19 protein-coding genes are annotated in these 21,515 nt (G+C 42.2%); 4 read left to right on the forward strand and 15 right to left on the reverse strand.

Annotation, left to right across the window (positions count from 1 at the left end; genetic code table 11):
- Positions 1-4: 4 nt before the first annotated feature.
- Genes O0550_RS05565 through O0550_RS05585 form a run of 5 tightly spaced genes read right to left on the reverse strand, consistent with a single transcriptional unit; the run spans position 5 to position 4,265 of the window.
- Positions 5-352, reverse strand: a complete 348-nt coding sequence (locus O0550_RS05565; RefSeq protein WP_096887199.1) for a DUF4312 family protein — start codon at positions 350-352, stop codon at positions 5-7.
- Between the two features lie 13 nt (positions 353-365).
- Positions 366-725, reverse strand: a complete 360-nt coding sequence (locus tag O0550_RS05570) for an SFCGS family glycine-rich protein (protein WP_003336150.1) — start codon at positions 723-725, stop codon at positions 366-368.
- 12 nt (positions 726-737) lie between these two features.
- Positions 738-1,115 (reverse strand): PRD domain-containing protein, encoded by a 378-nt coding sequence (locus tag O0550_RS05575; protein WP_068792415.1) that lies wholly within the window; start codon positions 1,113-1,115, stop codon positions 738-740.
- Positions 1,106-2,239 carry an amidohydrolase/deacetylase family metallohydrolase gene (locus tag O0550_RS05580; protein ID WP_258425784.1) on the reverse strand — a complete coding sequence of 378 codons (1,134 nt, stop codon included), beginning with the start codon at positions 2,237-2,239 and terminating at the stop codon, positions 1,106-1,108. The genes O0550_RS05575 and O0550_RS05580 overlap by 10 nt, the downstream gene beginning before the upstream one ends.
- A 7-nt stretch (positions 2,240-2,246) precedes the next feature.
- The gene (locus O0550_RS05585; RefSeq protein ID WP_258425785.1) at positions 2,247-4,265 is read right to left on the reverse strand and encodes a BglG family transcription antiterminator; all 2,019 of its coding nucleotides are present in this window, start codon (positions 4,263-4,265) and stop codon (positions 2,247-2,249) included.
- 331 nt (positions 4,266-4,596) lie between these two features.
- Between O0550_RS05585 and O0550_RS05590 the strand changes: the two genes are divergently transcribed.
- Both O0550_RS05590 and helD read left to right on the forward strand, forming a co-directional pair.
- Positions 4,597-6,546, forward strand: a complete 1,950-nt coding sequence (locus O0550_RS05590) for a glycosyl hydrolase family 18 protein (protein ID WP_258425786.1) — start codon at positions 4,597-4,599, stop codon at positions 6,544-6,546.
- A 396-nt stretch (positions 6,547-6,942) separates the two neighbouring features.
- Complete coding sequence (helD, locus tag O0550_RS05595; protein ID WP_258425787.1) at positions 6,943-9,291, forward strand: RNA polymerase recycling motor HelD; 2,349 nt, start codon at positions 6,943-6,945, stop codon at positions 9,289-9,291.
- Positions 9,292-9,401: 110 nt separating this feature from the next.
- Here helD and O0550_RS05600 read toward each other — a convergent pair whose 3' ends face one another.
- The 6 genes from O0550_RS05600 to O0550_RS05625 are packed head-to-tail and all read right to left on the reverse strand — an operon-like array spanning position 9,402 to position 14,318.
- Positions 9,402-9,803: a hypothetical protein gene (locus O0550_RS05600; RefSeq protein WP_258425788.1), complete on the reverse strand. Its 402-nt coding sequence runs from the start codon at positions 9,801-9,803 to the stop codon at positions 9,402-9,404.
- A 30-nt stretch (positions 9,804-9,833) separates the two neighbouring features.
- The gene (locus O0550_RS05605; protein WP_022586860.1) at positions 9,834-10,019 is read right to left on the reverse strand and encodes a hypothetical protein; all 186 of its coding nucleotides are present in this window, start codon (positions 10,017-10,019) and stop codon (positions 9,834-9,836) included.
- Complete coding sequence (locus O0550_RS05610; protein WP_003340333.1) at positions 10,009-10,539, reverse strand: QcrA and Rieske domain-containing protein; 531 nt, start codon at positions 10,537-10,539, stop codon at positions 10,009-10,011. The genes O0550_RS05605 and O0550_RS05610 overlap by 11 nt, the downstream gene beginning before the upstream one ends.
- 18 nt (positions 10,540-10,557) lie before the next feature.
- A complete protein-coding gene (locus tag O0550_RS05615; protein ID WP_003336142.1) occupies positions 10,558-11,124 on the reverse strand; it encodes a 4Fe-4S dicluster domain-containing protein in 567 nt (188 codons plus the stop codon).
- 1 nt (position 11,125) lies between these two features.
- Positions 11,126-13,291: a molybdopterin oxidoreductase family protein gene (locus O0550_RS05620; protein ID WP_068792420.1), complete on the reverse strand. Its 2,166-nt coding sequence runs from the start codon at positions 13,289-13,291 to the stop codon at positions 11,126-11,128.
- Positions 13,278-14,318 carry a hypothetical protein gene (locus O0550_RS05625; RefSeq protein WP_003340339.1) on the reverse strand — a complete coding sequence of 347 codons (1,041 nt, stop codon included), beginning with the start codon at positions 14,316-14,318 and terminating at the stop codon, positions 13,278-13,280. The genes O0550_RS05620 and O0550_RS05625 overlap by 14 nt, the downstream gene beginning before the upstream one ends.
- A 221-nt stretch (positions 14,319-14,539) precedes the next feature.
- On the opposite strand from O0550_RS05625, the gene O0550_RS05630 reads away from it, so the two are divergent.
- Positions 14,540-15,247, forward strand: a complete 708-nt coding sequence (locus tag O0550_RS05630) for a Crp/Fnr family transcriptional regulator (protein WP_258425789.1) — start codon at positions 14,540-14,542, stop codon at positions 15,245-15,247.
- A gap of 60 nt (positions 15,248-15,307) precedes the next feature.
- Here O0550_RS05630 and O0550_RS05635 read toward each other — a convergent pair whose 3' ends face one another.
- The 3 genes from O0550_RS05635 to O0550_RS05645 form a co-directional block, all read right to left on the reverse strand.
- Complete coding sequence (locus tag O0550_RS05635) at positions 15,308-16,600, reverse strand: NarK family nitrate/nitrite MFS transporter (RefSeq protein WP_258425790.1); 1,293 nt, start codon at positions 16,598-16,600, stop codon at positions 15,308-15,310.
- Positions 16,601-16,860: 260 nt separating this feature from the next.
- The gene (locus tag O0550_RS05640) at positions 16,861-17,967 is read right to left on the reverse strand and encodes a TIGR04053 family radical SAM/SPASM domain-containing protein (RefSeq protein ID WP_258425791.1); all 1,107 of its coding nucleotides are present in this window, start codon (positions 17,965-17,967) and stop codon (positions 16,861-16,863) included.
- Between the two features lie 28 nt (positions 17,968-17,995).
- The gene (locus O0550_RS05645; RefSeq protein ID WP_003336135.1) at positions 17,996-18,514 is read right to left on the reverse strand and encodes a hemerythrin domain-containing protein; all 519 of its coding nucleotides are present in this window, start codon (positions 18,512-18,514) and stop codon (positions 17,996-17,998) included.
- Positions 18,515-18,649: 135 nt separating this feature from the next.
- Between O0550_RS05645 and O0550_RS05650 the strand changes: the two genes are divergently transcribed.
- Entirely contained in the window at positions 18,650-19,825 is a 1,176-nt protein-coding gene (locus O0550_RS05650; protein WP_096887208.1) for a radical SAM protein, read from the forward strand.
- A 44-nt stretch (positions 19,826-19,869) separates the two neighbouring features.
- On the opposite strand, the gene O0550_RS05655 is transcribed toward O0550_RS05650, so the two are convergent.
- On the reverse strand, positions 19,870-21,504 hold the full coding sequence (locus O0550_RS05655; protein WP_258425933.1) for an MDR family MFS transporter: 1,635 nt from the start codon (positions 21,502-21,504) through the stop codon (positions 19,870-19,872).
- Between the last annotated feature and the right edge of the window lie 11 nt (positions 21,505-21,515).

Here is a 21,515-nt window from a genome sequence, read left to right on the forward strand (position 1 = left end):
GTGCTTACGTGTTAGGATTCTTCGCTAGTTTGATCTGCCTGCTAGAAGTTGATTGCATTTCTTCCGTAAACGGTATTTTGGACAGCTCAATTACACGTAAACGGACCAAAATACGCACTTCAATCGTGTATTTCGTTCTAGTACGCGGAAACAAAATCCCTAGAAAGCGCTCTTTATAGGAAAATTGCGTTGCCTTCAATACCTCAACATCCATCGGTTCAATTCGTAAAATGAGATCAGGAATTTCGCGAGCCATCTTGCTTTTAATTTGACTAAACACAAATTGAAAGGCAGCTTCTTTAGAATCACCGCTCCCGCTTAACGTCAACGTGTAATCAAGCTCTTTATACATTCCCTGCTTCCTCCTATCCTTTCATTTTTTTAAACTCTTCTGTCATCCGTCTCCCCAATTCCTCCGTATCCATAAACCCAAAGCCAATCACTTTTTTCCCTTCACGCAAGGCCGTAATGCCCGCATCTATGGAGCGTAAGCCAAATTCAATCTCATAGCCATATTTCGTTTTAGCTGTAACAGCGCCAGCTCCACCGCTTCCACAAAAAGATAGTCCAAAATCGGCATGCTCCTTATGCATGTAATCTCCGACCTTCATATCTGCTCCGACTCCCGGAATAAGGATAGGTAGGCCTCCAGCCGCTTTAATCCCTTTCGCAATATTCTGTCCTTTTCCTAGACGATCTCCAATAACCACCTTAATTTCACCCATTACAATTCCCTCCTATTTCGTCTCTTCTAATAAAGCCTTTGCTGTTTCTAAATGAACTTGCAGAAGAAAGATTTCAATTGGTTCGATCAAAAAACCATATTGCACCCCATAAGCATCCAAAACCTTTTGCGAGATTTGCTGTAACCTTACATCTCCTTCTTCCATCAAAGATAAATCCATTGCAGCTAGTCTCTCCTTATGTTGCACGCGTCTCATAAAGGCCAGCAGATGAACTCCCATCGCAATCCAGCGTTCCTCGTTAATCGTCAGCAGAATCTGGTTCGTCAACTGCTGTATGTCCTCAAGCAGCTTGGTTAACTCGGACACCTCTGTATCTTGTATGGGAGATAATTTAGCTACTTCCTCCACGATGCTTATCATCATACGCATTTCAATACCTTTCCTGATTTAATAGTGAGCTCTGGCTGCAAATAACTTGATGTGGTAAGGGTAGCTTGCTCAGAATCAGTTAGTTCCAAGGGCCCTTTTTTCATTCTCAACAGACTAATGTCAGCTCGTGTCCCTTCTGTTAAGGTGCCGATTTCATGCTCTTTTCGTAAAATCCTAGCTGGATGACATGTGCTCATCTCTACCACTTCATCGAGAGAAACACCTAACGCTAGTAATTTGTTCATTGTCATTGCTAAGCTGTGTACAGGCCCATCTATGTTCTGCCGATAAATGTCTGTACTAATGGTGTATGGCTTAATCCCAAATTCCAGCGCACGTCTCATCGTGGCAAAGCTAAAGCTAGAGGTACCATGACCGACATCAAAGATTACACCACGCTTCAATGCCCGTTCTGCTTCTGGAAGCAAGCTACCCTCCTCTGTAAAAATACCGCCTTTTTTCCCATGAAACGCATGTGTAACAACATCCCCAGCTTCTAATAATTCCAATACGTCATGTAGAGCTGGAGGTGCATTTCCTATGTGAACCATCACTGGTACCTCTAGTTCTCTTGCCACCTGTTTAGCTATATATAGGGGCTTACTTCCGTTTTCTTGTACCACAGAAGCGCTCATTCTTGCTTTAATACCACAGATACGCGAATCATTTTTCATCAAATGAGCTGTTTCTACTGGTGCCAATTGAGATAAATCAGCTAACTCTGAAAGTCCTCCACAGAGCCCTAATCGTGAAATATTGATCCAAGCAAGCACTTCCGTCTCACTGCTCGTAGCGGCTTTTTCCAGAAAAATAGGATAGGTTTCCACGCCGGCACTCCCAGCATCCACCACTGTTGTCACACCCTGCTGTACACCAATCCGATCCGTTTGAATGCCCAGCGGTGTGTAATCTGTGAATATATGCACATGCAAGTCTATTAATCCAGGCGTCACAATCAATTCCTTCGCATCAATCACCATTTTAGAGGCTGGAAGAGGCATATGATCATCTGCTTCCCAAACCCTTTGAATGTTGTTCCCTCGAATCCCAATATGAAAACGACCGTTTCGGCTGTTAGCTGGATCTATCACAAGACCATTACAAAGAAGTACATCGTAGTCCATTTTTATGTTAGCCCCTCTCTTCTGTGAAATATCGCATGATGGCAGTAAGCTCGCTGGTTGGCACTGTAAGATGCTCCTGCTCAAAAAATTGGATTAGCTCCTGCCGATAGGCCTTCATGTGACGAGATTCTTGTAATCCGCTTGTCTCATAGTTTAGATAAGAGCTGCCATGCGACAGGCGATTTACCATTAGTAGAACGTGTAGAAGCAAGCCTTGCTGCCTCTTTTCAGGTAACAGATGAGCAAATCGACTCGTTACTTTCATTCCAATCTCAAAACCTTGCAGGATAATGTCCTGTGTCATATGTTCCATTTCCTGAGCCATGGCAGATGAAGTATTTTTCACAAGTAGACTAGAATTTGTTCGCTCTCTGCTTGAGAACGGATCAGTACTGGAATCTACTGCACTTGAGAGCCGCTTAGCTGTATGTGACTTCATTTTTATTGCCTTCCATTCTCCTGCTTGGGAGGCTTCCTCCAGTTGCTTTGCCTTTACCACGTTTAAAACAGATTGTAGCTTTTCTCGATCCTGTTTCGTGGGCAGGGCATTTATTTGCACAACAGGTACTTTCGCCTGTAAGGGGATTACACTAACGATAAGGTCAACAGAGCGCCTTTGTAGGAAGCTATCAACCTCCAAGCTAGAGCAAAGGCCTACCACTTGTAATGTTTTGATTTCTTTTTCTAAATGGGTTTGGAGAAATCTTGCTACTCCTCGTCCCGTTCCACAAACAAGTAAGGTCCGCACTTGCCTATGACCTGCCAATCTTTCTTGAGCAGCTTGAAAATGAAGGACAATGTAGGCGATATCAGAATTAGAAAGTAGAATTTGATACTTTGCAAACTTTTCTAAGCAAATTTGCTTCAATACTGTAAATAAGGAAGGATATGTCCGGATGATATCATCAGTCAGTGGATTCGGGTCCAAAACACCATTTCTGTATTTCACAATTCGATCTGACAGATGCGCAAATAAATGCTCCATTAGGCCTGGATCTTCTCGAAATCGAATCTCGCATTTGTTCGTTACCGCTTGAATAAGTTCCTCAGTCAGTGCATAAATCTCTGCTTGCTCGGAGGAATCAACCGTATCCTCATAGGCATGTGGGTCCACGATCATCCCGATGGTCGGCATACAAATAAAGGCTATTTCCTTCTCAGTGATCGGAAGCGACAGTTGTTCAGACAAGACTTGCAGTTCATTTTTGAAATAGGCAAAAATAGAAAACTGATGAATAGCTGAAATCTCTAGCGTATCTAGCTGGTTGCTGTATCCGCTACGCAAGCGTTGCACGACGATCCCTATCCGTATCAATAGGCTTATAAGAACTCGGTCTGACAGATGAATCCGTAGTTCTTTCCCTATACGAAGAACGATACGGTTTAATGCTTCTTTTAATCGGTATGCTTCCTCTTCTCTTATTTTCAATCTCTGAAAAATTGGCATGATGAGAGCCATGCTATCCTGTTCTTGTGAAATGCTCTGTACTAGCTGAAACATTTGAGCGCCGTCTAGTAAATCCAGCATTAATTGCTCTAGTGCTAGCCTACGCTGAAGTTCAGTACCAACCATTCGTAAGCCAACACGTAGCTTTCGCTCAAGATGTAATTGCCAATAGCTACAGAAGCGCTCTACCTTTTCAAGGTCTGAAATGATCGTGTTGCGACTTACCAATAAGCTCTCCGTAAAATCCTTGATCCGCAAATATCGGACTTCACATAATAGCTCCAGGGCGATATAGCGGGCTCTTTCGTTTTGATGTAAAAAAATTTCATTTGCCCGGTGATTTTGTAACCAGTTGATTATTTGATTTTTGATCTGTCCTTCACATTCCAGCCAGATTCCCTTATTGGGTTGAGAGAGCAAAGGAATATTTCGTTCTTTTAGCCAAGCACGGATATGCTCCAAATCATATTTGACGGTTCGTTCACTAACTTGAAAGACCTGTGCTACTTCTTTTATTCGGAGTGGTTCTGGTGCTAACACCAACGTTTTAATAATTTCACGCGATCGCGAAGATAGCATGCCTTCCTCTCCTTCCCGTCTCACCAATGTTGTAAGCGCATCCATCACTTGTTGATTTCATTATATGTCTGTCTCCTCTTTTCTTAAAGTTCGATTCCTTTCCCTATCAGATGGTGCAAAATTCGATACTTCATAGACGAAACGATAAACGATTTGAACTTGCTGTTTTTATAAAAATATCAAATAAATAGCAACATTCGTTACAAAAAACTATTATTCATTAACAAAATATTTTTTTACAATTTCAAATTAAAAAAAGTATTGAAAAAAATCCACAAACAGGAAATAATAGGAATATAGTTGATATAAATATTAAAAAGGAGGCTGAAAAATGAAAAGATTTTTCTCATGGCTATCTACGCTTCTCGTTTTGGTAGCAATGCTTGTACCAAACACATCCTTTGCCGAGAACAGGAGCAACTCCTCGCCCTCAGATTCAAAGACGGCTGCTTCACCGTATAACAAACGGATTGTAGCGTATTATCCAGAGTGGGGGATTTATGCAGGACACAACAATTATACGCCTGCCAAAATTCCTTGGAGTAAAATTACCCATCTCAACTATGCCTTCGCAGACATTAACATGACAACGGGAACCATCGATTATTTTGACAAATATGCAGCGACAGAGGCCTTAATGGATGGAGCAACATGGGGTTCTCCTGATGCAGGTACGCTAGGTTCTATTCGCAAGCATAAGAAGCAATATCCACATGTTAAAACGATGATTTCCATCGGTGGCTGGTCTAGGTCTGCCGGATTCCATGACGTTGCTAAAACGCCAGAGGCAAGAGCCAAATTTTCCAAAAGTGTGGTCGATTTTATTCGTCAATGGCAATTCGATGGGGTAGATATCGACTGGGAATACCCCGGCTTTAAACGCGACCCTGATAAAGTAGACAATCCTAATGATCTTGGTACACCAAAAGCAGATGATACCGAAAAAGAAACCTTCACTCTTCTTTTAAAGGATCTTAGGGAAGCGCTTACAAAAGCCGGACAAGAAGATGGAAAATACTACGAGCTGACAGCAGCAGTAGGTTGCGGTTTAGACAAAATCGCCAAGACCGAGCCTGATAAATATGCCCAATACCTCGATTTCATCAATGTCATGACCTACGACATCCACGGCGCGTGGGAAAATAAAACTGGCCATCACTCCCCTCTTTTCCCAAATCCGAAAGAACCCTATGAAGAATTCGTCAAAGTGAATTACAATACGGCTCAAGCAATGAAAAACTTCGAAAAATTTGGTATCTCAAAGGACAAGCTAATTGTCGGCTCTCCTTTCTACTCGCGTGGATGGGGACAAGTGAAAAATGATGGTCCGATTCCTGAACTGCCTGGTTTGTTTGCTTCCACTGTTCCTGAAAGTGTAAAGGGAATTTGGGATGGTGGTCGAAACGCAGGCAACAATCCTTACTACCATATCAAAGAGGTGCTAGAAAAAGATCCTGCCTTTAAAAAGTATTACGACCCTGTTGCCAAAGCTCCTTATCTTTACAGCGAAAGTAAACAACAAATGTATACTTATGAGGATCCAACTTCCCTTCAAGAAAAAGTAAATTTTGTTAACCAAAATGGATATGGCGGCATCATTGTCTGGGAAGTGACAGGGGATCCAAAAGAAGAATTAATTCATGTAATCGCAAATGGCTTCAAATCTGGCACCACCCCTACAGAATATGGAGCTATTTCCTTAGAGGTTGCCAAGCAGTCCTACTCCTTCACACCTGAAATTACCTTTAATGGCGCTACCTATAACGTTGCTTTTGGGCAGAAAAAGCTAGTGGAGCAAGTGCCAACAGGTACTTACGCGATCACGGCAAAACCATTTGAGGATACCACCTACAAATACTCTCCAATCGTTAAACCAGCTACCGTTCATGTTGCCAAAGGGCAAACACATCCCGTCACAATCGAATACAAACAGGAGCCTAAAGGCCCTACCGATCCTGATCCAAGCAAAGTTCAAGCTAAGGTGGATTTTCAGATAACCTCACAGTGGGATAATGGGTACAATTTTAACCTGATTATAACCAACACAGGGAACACACCTATTACAAATTGGACCCTACAATTTGACTATACAGGTCAACTCACTTCTGTTTGGGATGCCACTCTCACTCCAGGTCAAAACAACTACACAGTTAAGCCTCCAAGCTGGGCAACGGAAATTGCACCCGGGAAATCCTATACAATCGGCGGTGCTGGTTCTGGGAAAGCCTCCGTTCCTACCAACTACAAAATAAATGGTTCACCAATTACAGGAACCTCATAGTCTCTCCTTAAAAATGAATGAACCTCAGTAGTAAACAGCATGATTGAAAAACGATTTACATTCGGTTTACTACTGACACTCAATACTATTTGTGCACAATAAAAAGAAGAGCCTGCGCTGTTCGTTTGCAGGCTCTTCTTTTTGCCGATCAAAAAACCTCCCATCCACTTTAAAGGCAGCTGGGAGGTATCGTTGACGATAACTGATCTAGAAATTATATGTAAGACCTCAAAAATGACATTGAAAAAATCCATTCATAATGATAGAATGGAAGGTGCTTCTGTAATTCACTTTTTAATAATCACAATCATATACTTAGATTTTATCATGTGAAGATTCACTTGTCAATCCCCTTCTGCACTTTTAATTCAAGTAAAAGGAGTGACTTATTTCGTTATGACAGATCAAAATTGGAAACAAGAGCAAATACGTGTTAATCAAGTCATTCATGAAATTGATCGCCGGTTAAAGCAATACGAGGCTGATGTACATGTGCTTCAATCTGATGTGGTTGAAATGCGCAAAACCTTTTGGGACGATGTGAGCGTGAATTTAGATGATCCTCATGAGGCCGTCGAAACCTATGCTAGCGTCAAGCAGCAAGCAGAAATATTATCCGAGCGGGAACGTACACATGTGCATACCCAAAACCAATTGCGTACCTTAACACGCTTACGCGAATCTCCATACTTTGGTCGAATTGATTTTGTTGATTATTCTTTGCAGAAAAAAGAGGCAGAGCGCATCTATATTGGTCTCGCATCTCTTCTTACCCAAACAGACGATGAGCTATTAATCTATGATTGGCGTGCCCCTATTGCCAGCCTTTACTACGATTATCCACCTGGAGAAGCCCAATATGATACACCAGACGGCATTGTGGTTGGATCACTTGAAGTAAAGCGACAATTTATCATTAAAACTGGTACGATCGAGGGGTTATTTGATACAGGTGTCACTATTGGAGATGAGCTGTTACAAGAGGTACTTGGCAAACAAGGAACCAATCAGATGAAGACCATCGTTTCCACCATTCAGCGTGAACAAAATCAGATCATACGTAATGAAAAAAGTCAGCTTTTAGTCGTACAAGGAGCGGCTGGGAGCGGAAAAACCTCCGCTGCTCTCCAACGTATCGCATACTTACTCTACCGCTATCGAGATCGTCTATGTGCAGATCAAATCGTTTTATTTTCACCAAATCAGATGTTTAATAGCTACATTTCTACCGTGCTGCCAGAGCTTGGCGAAGAGAATATGCAGCAAACAACCTTCCAGGATTTTTTGAGCAAGCATATTGGAAAAGCTTTTACAATAGAAGACCCCTTTTCTCAATTAGAATATGTTCAGACAGCTTCCAAGGAGTCAGATTATCAAGCAAGAGTAGAGGCCATTCGCTTCAAGGCTACCTCTGATTTTATACAGCTTATTGAATGCTACGTCCACCAATTAAGCAAGCAGGGTCTTGTGTTTCATGACATATCATTTCAAGGCAACGTGTTAATCACCCAAAAGCAAATGGCAGATAAATTCTATTCCTTTGATCCTTCTATATCCATCCCTTTGCGAATCAAACAGCTAGCTGACTGGTTACTTGCGCAAATAAAACTAGCAGCGCGCAAAGAGCAAACGAAATCTTGGGTAGAGGATGAGGTTGAGCTATTAGATAAGGATGATTTTCAAAAGGCCTATGACATGTTAGTAAAACAAAATCGCTTACGAGGAAATTCATTTGACGATCATGAGCAAGAGAAAAAAATACTAGGGCGCATGATTGTAAACAAACACTTTAAGCCATTGCGGGCTCGAATCAAACGACTTGGGTTCCTTGATCTTCCTTCCATCTACCAACAGTTGTTTACAACTGCTCTCAATACAGAAAGTGATACGATTACTCTTCCCAATCAATGGGAAAAAATTTGTTCCTTAACTCTAGAAAAGCTTAGTCATCGTGAGCTTTATTACGAAGACGCTACTCCTTATCTCTATCTGCAAGGCTTACTCAAAGGCTTCGGTATAAATACACGGGTTTTACATGTTTTCCTAGATGAAGCACAAGATTATTCACCCTTTCAGCTAGCCTTCTTTAGAAAAATGTTTCCTTTTAGTAAAATGACCTTACTTGGAGACTACAATCAAATGATCTTAGCTCATACAGCTCCCACTCACGAATGGACAGCATTTACGTCCACATTTTCTACTGCCACTAGCGAAATCATTCAACTGACTCGTAGCTACCGTTCCACTCGACAAATCGTTTTGTTTACACGTGAACTTGTTGAAGGTGGCCGAGATATTATTCCTTTCAATCGGGACGGCAGAAAACCTACCCTGACAATAGCAGGAAACATTACCAAGCTTACCCGTGATATCTCAAAACACCTTCAAGAATTACAGCAAGCGGGGCATCGTACCATTGCCGTCATTTGTAAAACGATGAAAGAAAGCAAGGAAGCATATGAGCTTCTACGAGCAGAGCTATCCGTACGGCTAGTGGAGCAAGACACAGCTAGCTTTGAGCCGGGCGTGCTTGTCGTTCCTGCCTCTCTTTCAAAAGGCGTTGAGTTTGATGCCGTCCTTATCTACAACGCCTCGGCAGATCAATATGGAAAAGAAAACGATCGAAAGCTACTGTATACAGCATGTACCCGGGCTATGCACGAATTGCATCTCTACTGCCTTCAGAACATAAGTCCATTTATTTCGTCAGTTTCTTCTGAGACGTATGAACTGCATCAGGAGTAGTATTCCTTTTTTTAGTCTACACAAAAATCCCGTTCCTCTAACTATGAGCTTCCATCATTTTTAGAGGAACGGGATAAATTTTTACCTTTTATCTAAAAGCTATAAGTATCTTACATAGTGGGTCTGTGAAACATAATGTGATAGATTAATTGACGCTCACTATCATTTATCTGAAGCATGGTATGTTGTTCATCTTTCCTCTGATCATTCTCCCAATCCCTACAGCTTTCCGGTTTTTCTTGGTTATTTTGTTGCACCTGTGCCGCCAACTGCTTTAAGCTAATCCCAACTCCAACCACAGGAATTGCGATAAACTGACAGGAATTAAAATACAAACGAACCATGGTATCATTTTCAATCAATTCCCATTTAGCCAAATGACGATGAATCGGAGGTGCCACCTCTTTTTCTGCATCCTCGGCAACATCAATGATCTGAATCTCCATAGCGCAAGCCACAAAATCAGGCAGTATTTTTTGCAAAAACGAACCAGCCTGCTTTTCTGCGTTCATCGTCACTTCTCCTTTCCAATCGTCCCTCAACTATCGGCGTTTATCAAGTGAATAGAGTAAGAAGGCTACCGGTACACAAATGATAGCCAGGCCGCTATATAGCAACACCTCCATATAACGCTGGGCATAAAACATATCGACGCACAGTTGCACAAACGTAATACTCGCCAACAAAAGCAAGCTCATGCAAACAACTCTCCATTGGCTAGATTTCATATGGCTTCACTCCTGTCGCATAAATGGCTCCACCTTCAATTTTGAGCTTAATTTCGGGTAAAGCACGTTTAGGTGGGCCAGCGATCGGATCTCCTGTTATAACGCTAAATTTACCATGATGGCACGGACATAATAATTCTTGTTGCTCCTTATTCCAAAACACAGGGCATTTCAAATGAGGACAGGAGTTCTGATAAGCTCTATATTCGTCCTTCCCTATACGTACTAGCAATGCTGGATCATGCTTGCTTGGATAAGCAAAATTGACTGCTTCGCCGATCCCGATCTGAGCTATATCCGCTATCTTTAGCAGGTTATCTTCCTGCTTAGGTGCAAGCCCAAGCAGCTCGCGGGCAGCCAGTGTTCCCCAGGGTAATGAGGCTACGGCAAATACTCCTACAGCTCCTGCCATCGTTTTCATGAATCCGCGCCGATCCAACTTACGTTCATTATCTCGATGAATATTATGTGTATAGTTATCATCCTGCTTTGGGACTATCATTTTTTGTTTATTTTCCATATCGTATGACACCCTCCCTTAGAATAGCTTCTGTTTTCCTTGTAAGATGCCAGGCAGACTGATCTTGACATTCGTTTCCCCTTCTAAGGCGCCAAGCATGCTGGCGGTCCATTTACCATTGGCCAGCTTTACCTGAGAATCCTTCTGGGCTAGCTCTTCTTCTGTTAGCCATTGCAATGTATTGGTAGGGCAAACAGAAGCACACATTGGAGGAATCCCGTCCTTTGATCGATCGTAGCAAAGATCGCATTTGTACATCAGGTTCTGTTCTTCATCAAATTTTGGGATACCATACGGACAAGCAATCGTACAGTTTTGACAGCCTATGCATTTTTCTACTAAAGCTGATAAAACCGCTCCATTATCGGCTATCTGAATCGCTTGAGCAGGACAACTTCTAGCACAAGCCGGATTAACACAGTGCAGGCACATTAGTGGAATCGTCTGACGACTGACAAACGGGTCGGTCTCCAACACATAGTTGCGATTGCGCATATCATGGCCACCACACTGCGTACAGGCTGCTAGACAGCTCCGGCACCCGATGCAATTTTCCATTTCAATATATAAAGTGTGCTTAGCCATGTTATTTCCCTCCCTTGTCTAGCTTGACGATCTCCGCTGCACATGCCTTAAATTCTGGCATCCGACTATAAGGATCAAGCGCTGGATTTGTCAGCAGGTTAATGCATTCGTCCTTTCCCCAATGGTAGGGTACAAAAACAGTATCAGGTCGAATCGCTTCAATAATTTTCACCTTGTACTTCGCTTGACCGCGGCGGGTTTTTAATACAACAACCTCATCATGCTTGATGCCATATGCCTCTGCTGTTTCAGGATGAACCTCTAGCAATGGATCGGGATACATTTCTTTCAAAAAAGGAATCCGGCGTGTCTGATTACCAGAAAGATAATGAAAGACTACACGCCCCGTCGTTAAGCGCAACGGATATTCCTCGCATGGCTCTTCTGCTGGCGGGCGATAAGGCAGAGCACAAATCTTCGCCTTGCCATCAGGATGATAAAATTGTTTATCTAAAAACAAATGCGGCTGTCCTTGATCCTCATCTGATGTACAGGGCCAAAAAACGCCATTATTTTGTTCAATTTTTTCATACGTAATGCCCGAATAATCTGCAACAGCGCCCCGAGACAGCTCCGTTAGCTCAGTAAATATATCGCGTGGAGATTGTAAATGTCCAAAATATTCTCCCCGTCCCATTCGTTTGGCAATTTCAATTTGAATCCACCAATCAGGCTTAGATTCCGCATACCAGTTTTGAGCTTGGTTGTGACGAATTACACGTCCTTCAAGATTTGTGGTCGTGCCTTCATCCTCTGCCCATGTTGTAGTTGGTAAAATCACATCTGCATATTCAGCCGATTCCGATAAATAAAAATCCACACAAACCATAAAATCAAGTTGCTTAAGTGCTGACCGTACATGATTCTGGTTAGGCGCACTTACCGCGGGATTCGAACATAACAAATAGAGAGAACGGATGGTTTTATCTAGCATCAGTTGGAACATTTCGTAGGCAGATACCCCTTTTTTCGGCATCTCACAAACAGGTACCCCCCAGCGCTCTGCTACTAGCTTTACATCCTCGGGATTATCCATTTTACGATAGCCCGGTAATTGGTCCGCTTTCTGTCCGTGTTCACGTCCACCTTGTCCGTTACCTTGGCCTGTTAATGTTGCTACCCCTGATTTGGGACGTCCAATTTTTCCTGTTACTAACGCCATATTTGTATAAGCTGATACATTATCTGTTCCTTTCGATTGCTGTTCCACACCCCGACAGAACATAACGATCGCATTTGGAGCCTTCCCATATATCTCGGCAGCACGAATGATTTTCTGGATGTCACATCCTGTAATCTCACTCACATATTCTGGTGTAAAGTCCTTTACCAATTCCTTTGTTTCCTCAAAACCATTTGTGTGGTTTTTCACAAATTCTTCATCGACATACCCTTTTTCAATCAACAGATGAACAATTCCATTTGCTAAGGCTAAATCGGTCCCCGGACGAATATCTAAATGAATATCGGCTCGTCGTGCTAACGGTGTTTCACGTGGATCGACGACAATTAGGTACCCCCCTCGATTCTGAACCTCCCAAATACGAAACATGCTCGTGGGATGGCACTCCGCAGCATTTGATCCCGTGATAAACAAACAATCCGTCTGATGAATATCTGTCCATGGAACCGTGGAGCCTCGATCAATTCCCAGGCTACGATTTAAGCCTGCTGCCGCTGATGACATGCAAAAGCGACCATTGTAGTCAATATAGCGTGTTTGTAAAGCAATCCGAGCAAATTTCCCGGTTAAATAACATTTTTCATTGGTCATCGAAACCCCAGAATAAACAGACAGGGTATCCTTTCCATACTTCTCTTGCAGTTCCTGATACTTTCGGACAATAAGGTCTAAAGCTTCGTCCCAGCTAGCTTCTCGAAAGCCTTCTGATGTTCCTTTTAACGCTGCATTATCACGAATTAACGGACGTTTGATCCGATCAGGATGATTCACCTGCTGATAAGCTGTTGTTCCTTTAGGACACAGCTTGCCTAGATTAACGGGAAAATCATAGCGAGGTTCTACCCCGATGATCTTGTTAGAGGCAATGTCCACTCGCAATTTCATGCCACATTGCATACCGCAGTAGCTACAGTGAGTATCAACAAGCCTTTCACCTGGATGAATTTTGTTGGGAATCTGTTTTTGAAATTTATCCGTTGGCATGCTGGTTGCCCTCCTCCTTCAAAGTTTGATGTGTTGGTTTACCTGTAAAACGGAACATCCGATATTTGCGGCGACATGGAAGGCAAAGCTCTGCTAAGTGAAAGCCCTCCTGCATTTCAAATGCCATTTGATTTTTTTGTAGCACCTCGATAACATCGTTCGATTGCTCTACGGAGACGAATTCTGCACCGCATAGCTTACAGGTTTTCATCGATTGTTCACTGTAATGAAGTCGATAATTGCGTGCAAACACACTCATTGGACGGAATGGCACATGCGCAAGCTTACCAAACGGCAGATAAATTAATGTAATAATAACAAAGAACTGATGAATCATTTTTAATACAGGATGACCAAAGCCTGCCAAAAAGACATTAGATGCGGTTAAGAATAGACCTGTGATACTGATAGCCATTAATAAATATAGCGGTAAAAAATCATAAACAAAGCTTTGTTCTGCACGTGCTTGCATATCCTTATACCGTCGATACAAGGCCATTGAAACACCAGCAATCACCATAAAGGCGCTAATGTTTAAAGCATTATAAAAACAATAAGCTAAGATTCCATCTGCCTGAATCGTCATTAAATCAATTCCCATAAATACAACCGTGTACATTCCGTTTATCGGCATCGTAAAATACATCCAGCCAAAAACAAGCGGGAAGGTTACGAAAGCGGCAAGCATACAGCCCCATCCTATCAGGATATGCTGCGTCCAACGATACCAATGGCGATTCCAGATGAAGCGATACGTTACCAGTTGTTCGGTAGCTGTTTTAGGGCTATTTTTACGAAAAAGTAATTTTATCCCCTTTTTAATGATAAGCTTAGTAGGTGGACGTTCTGCCCACGCGCCAAATCGATATAAAAATCCGCCAATAAACACGATTGTGCCAACCATATACCCGTATAAGGCTAAATCCATATGTGTAAATGATCTTGAGCCTACATATGATAAGAAAAACAGCACCAAGATTATGCAAAAGGCTCTCTTGGCAAATTTGGATGCAAAAGCACGATCCATGATCTACTACCCCCCTGTAATTTTTCGTTTGTTTTGCCCTATTTTTTCTTTTTTAGGTGATGATCGATTGTCATTGTACTTAATTCAATTCTTGCTCATTGTGATGAGCATCACTTATTCCTGCACAAATTTTTAACATTGTGAAATAGTGCCTTTCATTTCTAGTTATTCATCGCTATAATAAAACGCAAGAAAACGTCAATTTGCATGGAGGTCTCGTTGTGGGCAATCAAGGATTTACATTCATTCAACAAGTCTCCCCTGACTTTACCCAGCATCTAAAAGAGATTTCTATTTCTAAAAAATTTGCTGCTGGCTCCGTGCTTTTTATGGATGGAGACAAGGCTGATCATTTATACCTGATTGAATCCGGACAATTGAAACTGACAAAGACGACGACGGACGGAAAAGAATTAACTCTGCAAGTCTTCAGCGATGGCGAACTAGTAGGGGTACCCGGATTGTTCGAAGAGAGCTTAAGCTACAACACTACCGCCAGCATGTTGCAAGCGGGTGAAGTCAACATTATCCCCCGCCAATCCTTAGAACGCCTTCTCTTGAAAAATGGGATGTTCTGTGCTGAGTTTTTGCGGTGGATGGGTATCATGAATCGCCGTATCCAATCCAAATTCCGTGATTTGTTGTTAAATGGCAAAATCGGAGCACTATACTCCACGCTTATCCGGCTGAGTAACAGCTACGGAGAGCCACATGAAAAAGGGATTTACATTACGCTTGCTCTTACTAATCGAGATTTGGCTCAATTTATTGGGCTAACCAGAGAAAGCGTAAACCGCATGCTGTCCGATTTAAAGAAACAAGATGTCATCGAGCAAAATTCCCAAGGAAATATTTTAATTAAGGACCTTACCTTTTTAAAAGATGCCATCTGCTGTGATGATTGTCCCAATGAAATATGTCAGATTTAAAAGAGAGTCTTGGTCACTGGCAACCAAGACTCTTTTGTTTGAATCAAGCCGGGTTATACTCTAGCACTTTACCTCGGCATTTTTACGTGCATAGAAGTACCACAGCAAGATCAAAGCTACTGCATAAAACACCAAGAACCCATATAAAGCGATATCTGGAGCACCCGTAGCCTTAATCGACATACTAAATGATTTTGGAATAAAGAATTGCCCGTAAGCCGCAATAGCCGATGTAAAGCCGATGACTGGCGCCGCTTCCTTTGGAGGAAAGATCGTAGGCATCATACGTGTAACGGAGCCATTGCATATCCCCGTCGTAAAGAAAATCACGATGAAACAGGCGAAAAATGCCCAGAATTCCTTAGCATTCATGAAGTAGATAACACCAGCCGTAGCAGCGATCAGCAGAATCACATTGTAGAGAGTTACCCTTGCCCCACCAAGCTTATCTGCCAGCATACCACCAATCGGCCGAACTAATGCTCCTAATAAAGGACCAATAAAGGCATATTGCAACGGATTCACATCAGGAAATTGGTGCTGTGTTAGCAATGGAAATGCTGTTGCAAAGCCGATAAAGGACCCGAAGCTCATCGTGTAGAGAAACGAACAAATCCACATATGCTTGCGTTTAAAAATAACCAATTGATCTGTAATCGATTGCTTCATCGGAAGATTATTCATTCCAAACATAGCTGCAATTGTAGTCAGTAAAATCGGGATTACCCAAATAAATCCAGCATTTTGCAGCCATAGTTGCGTTGTATCGCTCGTTTGTGGTCCACCAGCGATATTTCCAAATACGCTAATTCCAACTACGATTGGTACTAGAAATTGTGCTACGCTTACACCAAGATTCCCAAGTCCCGCGTTTAACCCCAAGGCAGAGCCCTTCTTCGCTTGTGGAAAAAAGAAACTAATATTTGCCATGGAAGAAGCGAAATTACCACCACCAAAGCCGCACAAAATGGCGAGCAATGCCATTGTCTCATAGGAGGTAGACGGATCTTGTACAGCAAATCCAATCCAAATGGCTGGAATTAACAAAGTCGCTGTACTGAATACGGTCCAATTACGCCCCCCAAAGATCGGAACAACAAAGGCATATAAAATACGCAGTGTAGCACCTGAGAGACCTGGAAGAGCAGCTAAGCTAAATAGTTCATCTGCTGTAAATTGAAACCCGACTTTATTCAGATTCACAGCAACAACCGACCAAATGGACCAAATACTAAAAGCAAGTAAAAGAGCTGGAATAGATATCCAAAGGTTACGGTTGGCCACTTTTTTGCCTGTAGATTCCCAAAATTCTGGATTCTCAGGCTCCCATTTCATTACTCCTTTTGTTGACATAGGTTACCTCCTCTAATAAGTTCAAACGCTCAACCTATTTTTTTAAACGAAATTGAACTTTTTTATATATACAACCTTTTTTACATCACAAATCATACCCAACTCTTATATAGTGCTTTGTGATTTTAATCACATGGTTTTGCTTTTTCACATTTTGTACAAAAATATATTAATATATATAAAATTAAAAATGACATACAAAAAAAGCAAGCCATGTCAACCTAACATTTCTTGCTTCTTTTCCAATGTTCTATTTATGGTCATTTTGTTGTATTAAAAGTGGCCCAATGATCTTGTCCATAGCCTTCTTCCCATTTTGGCGGGATATACATGCATGAAGGATCGCTTGCCAAATAATCCTTTGTCATGGCATAAGCACGGGCGCGTGATCCGCCACATACCTGATTGAAGTTACAGACGCCACATTTACCCGAATAGCCATCCGGGTAGCGTAACGATTGAAAGACTGCGTGATTACGATATAAATCAGCCAAAGGTGTTTGGCGTACATTTCCGCAATTAATTGGTAAAAATCCGCTTGGCTGAACATCCCCTACATGAGAAATAAACACAAAGCCTTTGCCGTCCGTAACGCCTCCAGCTGAACGTCCTAAATGATCCATTCTTTTCACTTTCTCAGGTTGGGTATTCAGGCCCTTTTGTGTTGCAAAGTATAGTGCTCTCCGATAGGCAGGGGCCGCTGTTGTTTTGATGCTGTAGCTAGCAGTCTGACTCTTCTCGATCAGCCAGCGATAAATGCGCTCCTGCTCCATTGGGGATACCGCATCACTTGCCTGCCCTCTTCCTGTAGGAATTAAAAAGAAAACACTCCATAGAACTGCGCCCCATTCTTCCACCATCTGGGACATTTCTTCTAGTAAATGCGCATTATAAACAGAAATCGTTGTATTTAATTGAACAGGTAACCCATGTTTTTTCAATATAGCCAACGATTTTACGGTAATATCATACGAGCCTGGTGTTCCGCGGAAATAATCATGCACCTCTGCGGTAGGACCATCTAGGCTAAAAGCCCAGCGTGATAGCCCAGCCTCTTTTGCTTTTACGATCGCTTTTTCTGTTACACGCGGCGTAGCGCTAGGTGACATAGAGACACGTAATCCAATTTTTACTGCATAATCGATTAATTCATATAAATCTTCCCGCATTAATGGATCGCCGCCAGTAAAAACAAGAAGAGGATTACCCATTTCTTTGATCTGATCTAACAATTCCTTCCCTTCATCTGTACTCAGCTCGTCGGGATGACGATTGGGCTGCGCTACGGCTCGACAATGCAAACAACGCAATGCACACGCACGCGTCACTTCCCAAATCACGATAAAAGGATTCTGGTCGTAATTCATCTAGTTCACTCCATTGGCATGATGGTATCTATTTATAATGTTTGGAGATTGTCTGATACAGACTATCCTTTTCAGCTAATGTCAGCAGTTTATTGGCCATCGGGTACAATACCCGATCCTCCTTGATCGTATGCTCTTCAAATAGCTCATCAAATTGCTTCAGTAAACAAACCATCGTCGAGGTTTTTTGTTCCAGCTGCACACACTGATTCAATTCGGTCCCAATTCGATCTGAGATCTCTAATAATCGGTCATGTTCTGATTTAATGAGCAGTAATGGCTCCTCTAATGTTGCCAGTCGACTCGTCAACGTAAAAAATAAAATATCGTCCTCCACCATAATGTGCCGACGGAAATCTGTTTGAAGGAATTGAAGGAAACGATGTAAATCTTCATGCAATGCTTCGTTCCATTTTGTGCCATAACGAATCAGAGACAGAATGTGCTTTAGTTTTCCATCCAGCTCGCTGTGGTCATTGTATAAATAGGAAAGCAAAATGTGTTCATGTTTCTTTTTCATAGCGAAATCGCTCTCGTATTCCAGCATACCAATCCCTCCTTGCTCTTTTTGATTGTAACCAAGTTGGCTATTCCAAGAAGTGATATTCCTCACAAAATCTTTTCCAGCTATTTGCTAGAATTAGGCCGTGAAAGTTTGTACAAAGGCTTAGGGGAGGATATAATGATTGGACTTTCCAGTTTACTAGAAACAACTACGACCTTCGGAGATAAATTGCGATATTCAGAGGCTTCTCGAAATCAAAAAACAGGAACCCATCATGGGCATGGACCCGTTGTTGCTTGGAATATTACAAAAACTTGCAATCTTCATTGCTTACATTGCTACTCCAGCTCCGAAAATAAGAAATATGAAGGAGAGCTAAGCACAGAGGAAGCCCACGATGTAATTAATCAGCTAGCGGATATGAAGGTACCCGTTATCCTGTTTTCGGGCGGTGAACCTCTCATTCGACCAGATATTTTTGAGCTAGCCGAGCATGCTATTTCTCGGGGTATTCGCATTACATTCTCAACCAATGGCACGCTTATTGATGAAAAAAAGGCCAAGCGCTTAAAGGACTTAGGGATTAGCTATGTTGGCATAAGCTTGGATGGGATGCAAAAGACGCATGATTTTTTCCGTCAAAAAGAAGGTGCCTTTGATTTAGCCATTCGTGGAATTCGAAACTGTATGGCAGTGGGTCAAAAGGTTGGCCTTCGTTTTACAATGAACAAACACAACATTGAAGCGTTGCCAGATATTTTTGACCTGATTGAAAGAGAGAATATTCCGCGTGTCTGTTTCTATCATCTCGTCTATGCAGGCCGTGGAGGAGTCGAGGATGATATTACTCATCAGCAAACACGTGAGGCTTTAGACTTTATCATTGAAAAAATTCATTATTTCCAAAAATCAGGACAACCTCGCGAAATTTTAACAGTTGACAACCATGCAGATGCAATCTATCTCTACCTAAAAGTAATGGAAACCGATCCTGAGCTAGCAGGACGCATATGGGAAAAGCTGCAACGCAATGGTGGCAATCGTTCTGGTATCGCTTTCTGCAATATTGATCATCGCGGAATTGTGCATCCTGATCAATTTAGTCAAAACATCGCACTTGGAAATCTGCGGGAACAGTCCTTCGCAGAGATATGGCAGGGCGATCATCCTATTCTTCTTGGGTTGCGTGATCGGAAAAGCAAGATTCATGGGCGCTGTGCGACCTGTCAATACTTCTCCGTCTGTAACGGAAACTTCCGGCCTCGCGCACAGGGATTCTATGGAGATTTCTGGGCATCCGATCCACAATGTTATTTAACAGAGGATGAAATTCACTTGGCCACATCAGTATAACGAAAGAAAAAGAGCTTTGCCGTATGCAAAGCTCTTTTCTTTTGCTACTCCTGCTCATTCAATCTCTTTTTACTCCCCCATGAAGCTTTTTTGGTAGCTACCTGCCGGGTATCACCTTCACTACGCAACGGTATTTCTCGTAGAAAAAACGTAAGAAGTAAAGCAAATACAAGCAACCAGGTGGAAGTAAGAAAAACTCCTGCTAATGCATACTGCAAGGCATCTCGTAAATTGGCAATTACATGATTAAACAGCTCGTGTAGCACTGGTGGAAGGCTTTTTTCTATTTGATCCAGCCGCTGTAGGTCCAGTAAAATTTGTGGGTTATGCAATGCGCTGATTTTCTGGACAAGTTCTGGCGGAATGTTAGGCAGATGACTAATACCTAATTGTGCCGTCGACTCACTCATTTTTGAGCCAATACGTACGGAAAGAATGGTTCCCATAATAGCTACGCCAATTGTCCCGCCTAAGGAACGAAATAACTGTGATGAAGCTGTAGCAACTCCTAAATCCTTACTCTTCACTGCATTTTGGACAGTGATCGTAAATACTGGCATAGCTACTCCCAGCCCTAATCCAAATACAATGAGATTGAACACAATCGAGCTACCCGTAGTTCCTTGATCCATTCGGGCTAGTAAATACATCCCTACAAGCATGAGCACTAAGCCACCCAAGGCAAATTTCTTATAAGTACCTGTCTTCGTCATCAATTGACCGCATACTGCACTCCCTACAACCAAGCTAAGCGTCATTGGCATTGTTAGATAGCTAGAATGAGTAGCCGAATATCCAAGTACCCCCTGAATAAAAAATGGCATGTACATAATTGATGCATACATCCCTGCTCCAACAATAAAGCCAATTACATTTGAGATCGTGAAAATATCATTACGAAATAAATGTAATGGAATCACAGGATTTCTCGCTTGCTTTTCGACATAAATAAATAAAAGGAATGAAACCAGAGTAAAGGCAAACAAACCGAAAATCGTCAGGGACGTCCATTCATATTTTGTGCCCGCCCATGAAAATGCTAGTAGAAAAGGTACCATCGTTGTCGTAATAAGTAGCGAACCCCAGTAATCGACGGTTTGCTTCTCTCGATGAACTGCACGTGGAAACAGCCAATAAATCATTCCAATTGCAATGATTCCAAACGGTAAGAACACCCAAAACACCCAGTGCCAATCTGCATTATCAACAATATATCCACCTAGCACAGGTCCAAAAACACTAGCTAATCCAAACACCGATGACATTAAGCCCTGCCATCTCCCTCGCTCCCTTGGAGCAAATAGGTCAGCTATGGAGGTAAAAGCCGTGGACATGATTACCCCTGCGCCAGCACCCTGAATACCTCGATACAAAATCAGTTCAAAAATAGTGCGAGATGTTCCACACAAAAAGGCACCTACAACAAATACTCCTAATCCGATCAAAATGAAAGGCTTGCGGCCATACATGTCAGAGAGCTTTCCTACTAATATGGTTGCGATGCTTGAGGTGAGCATATAGATCGTAAACACCCAACTGTAATAATCCATGCCACCCAATTTAGCAATAATTTTAGGGAGCGCTGTCCCCACAATTGTTTGATTAATGGAAGCAAACAATAACGCCGCCATAATAGCAAGCATAACTGTCACTTTTCGCCTGTAGTCCAATTCCTGCATACATTTCATTC

Origin of the sequence: Brevibacillus halotolerans, assembly GCF_026891775.1 — a bacterium.
In the GTDB taxonomy this organism is placed as follows: domain Bacteria; phylum Bacillota; class Bacilli; order Brevibacillales; family Brevibacillaceae; genus Brevibacillus_B; species Brevibacillus_B halotolerans.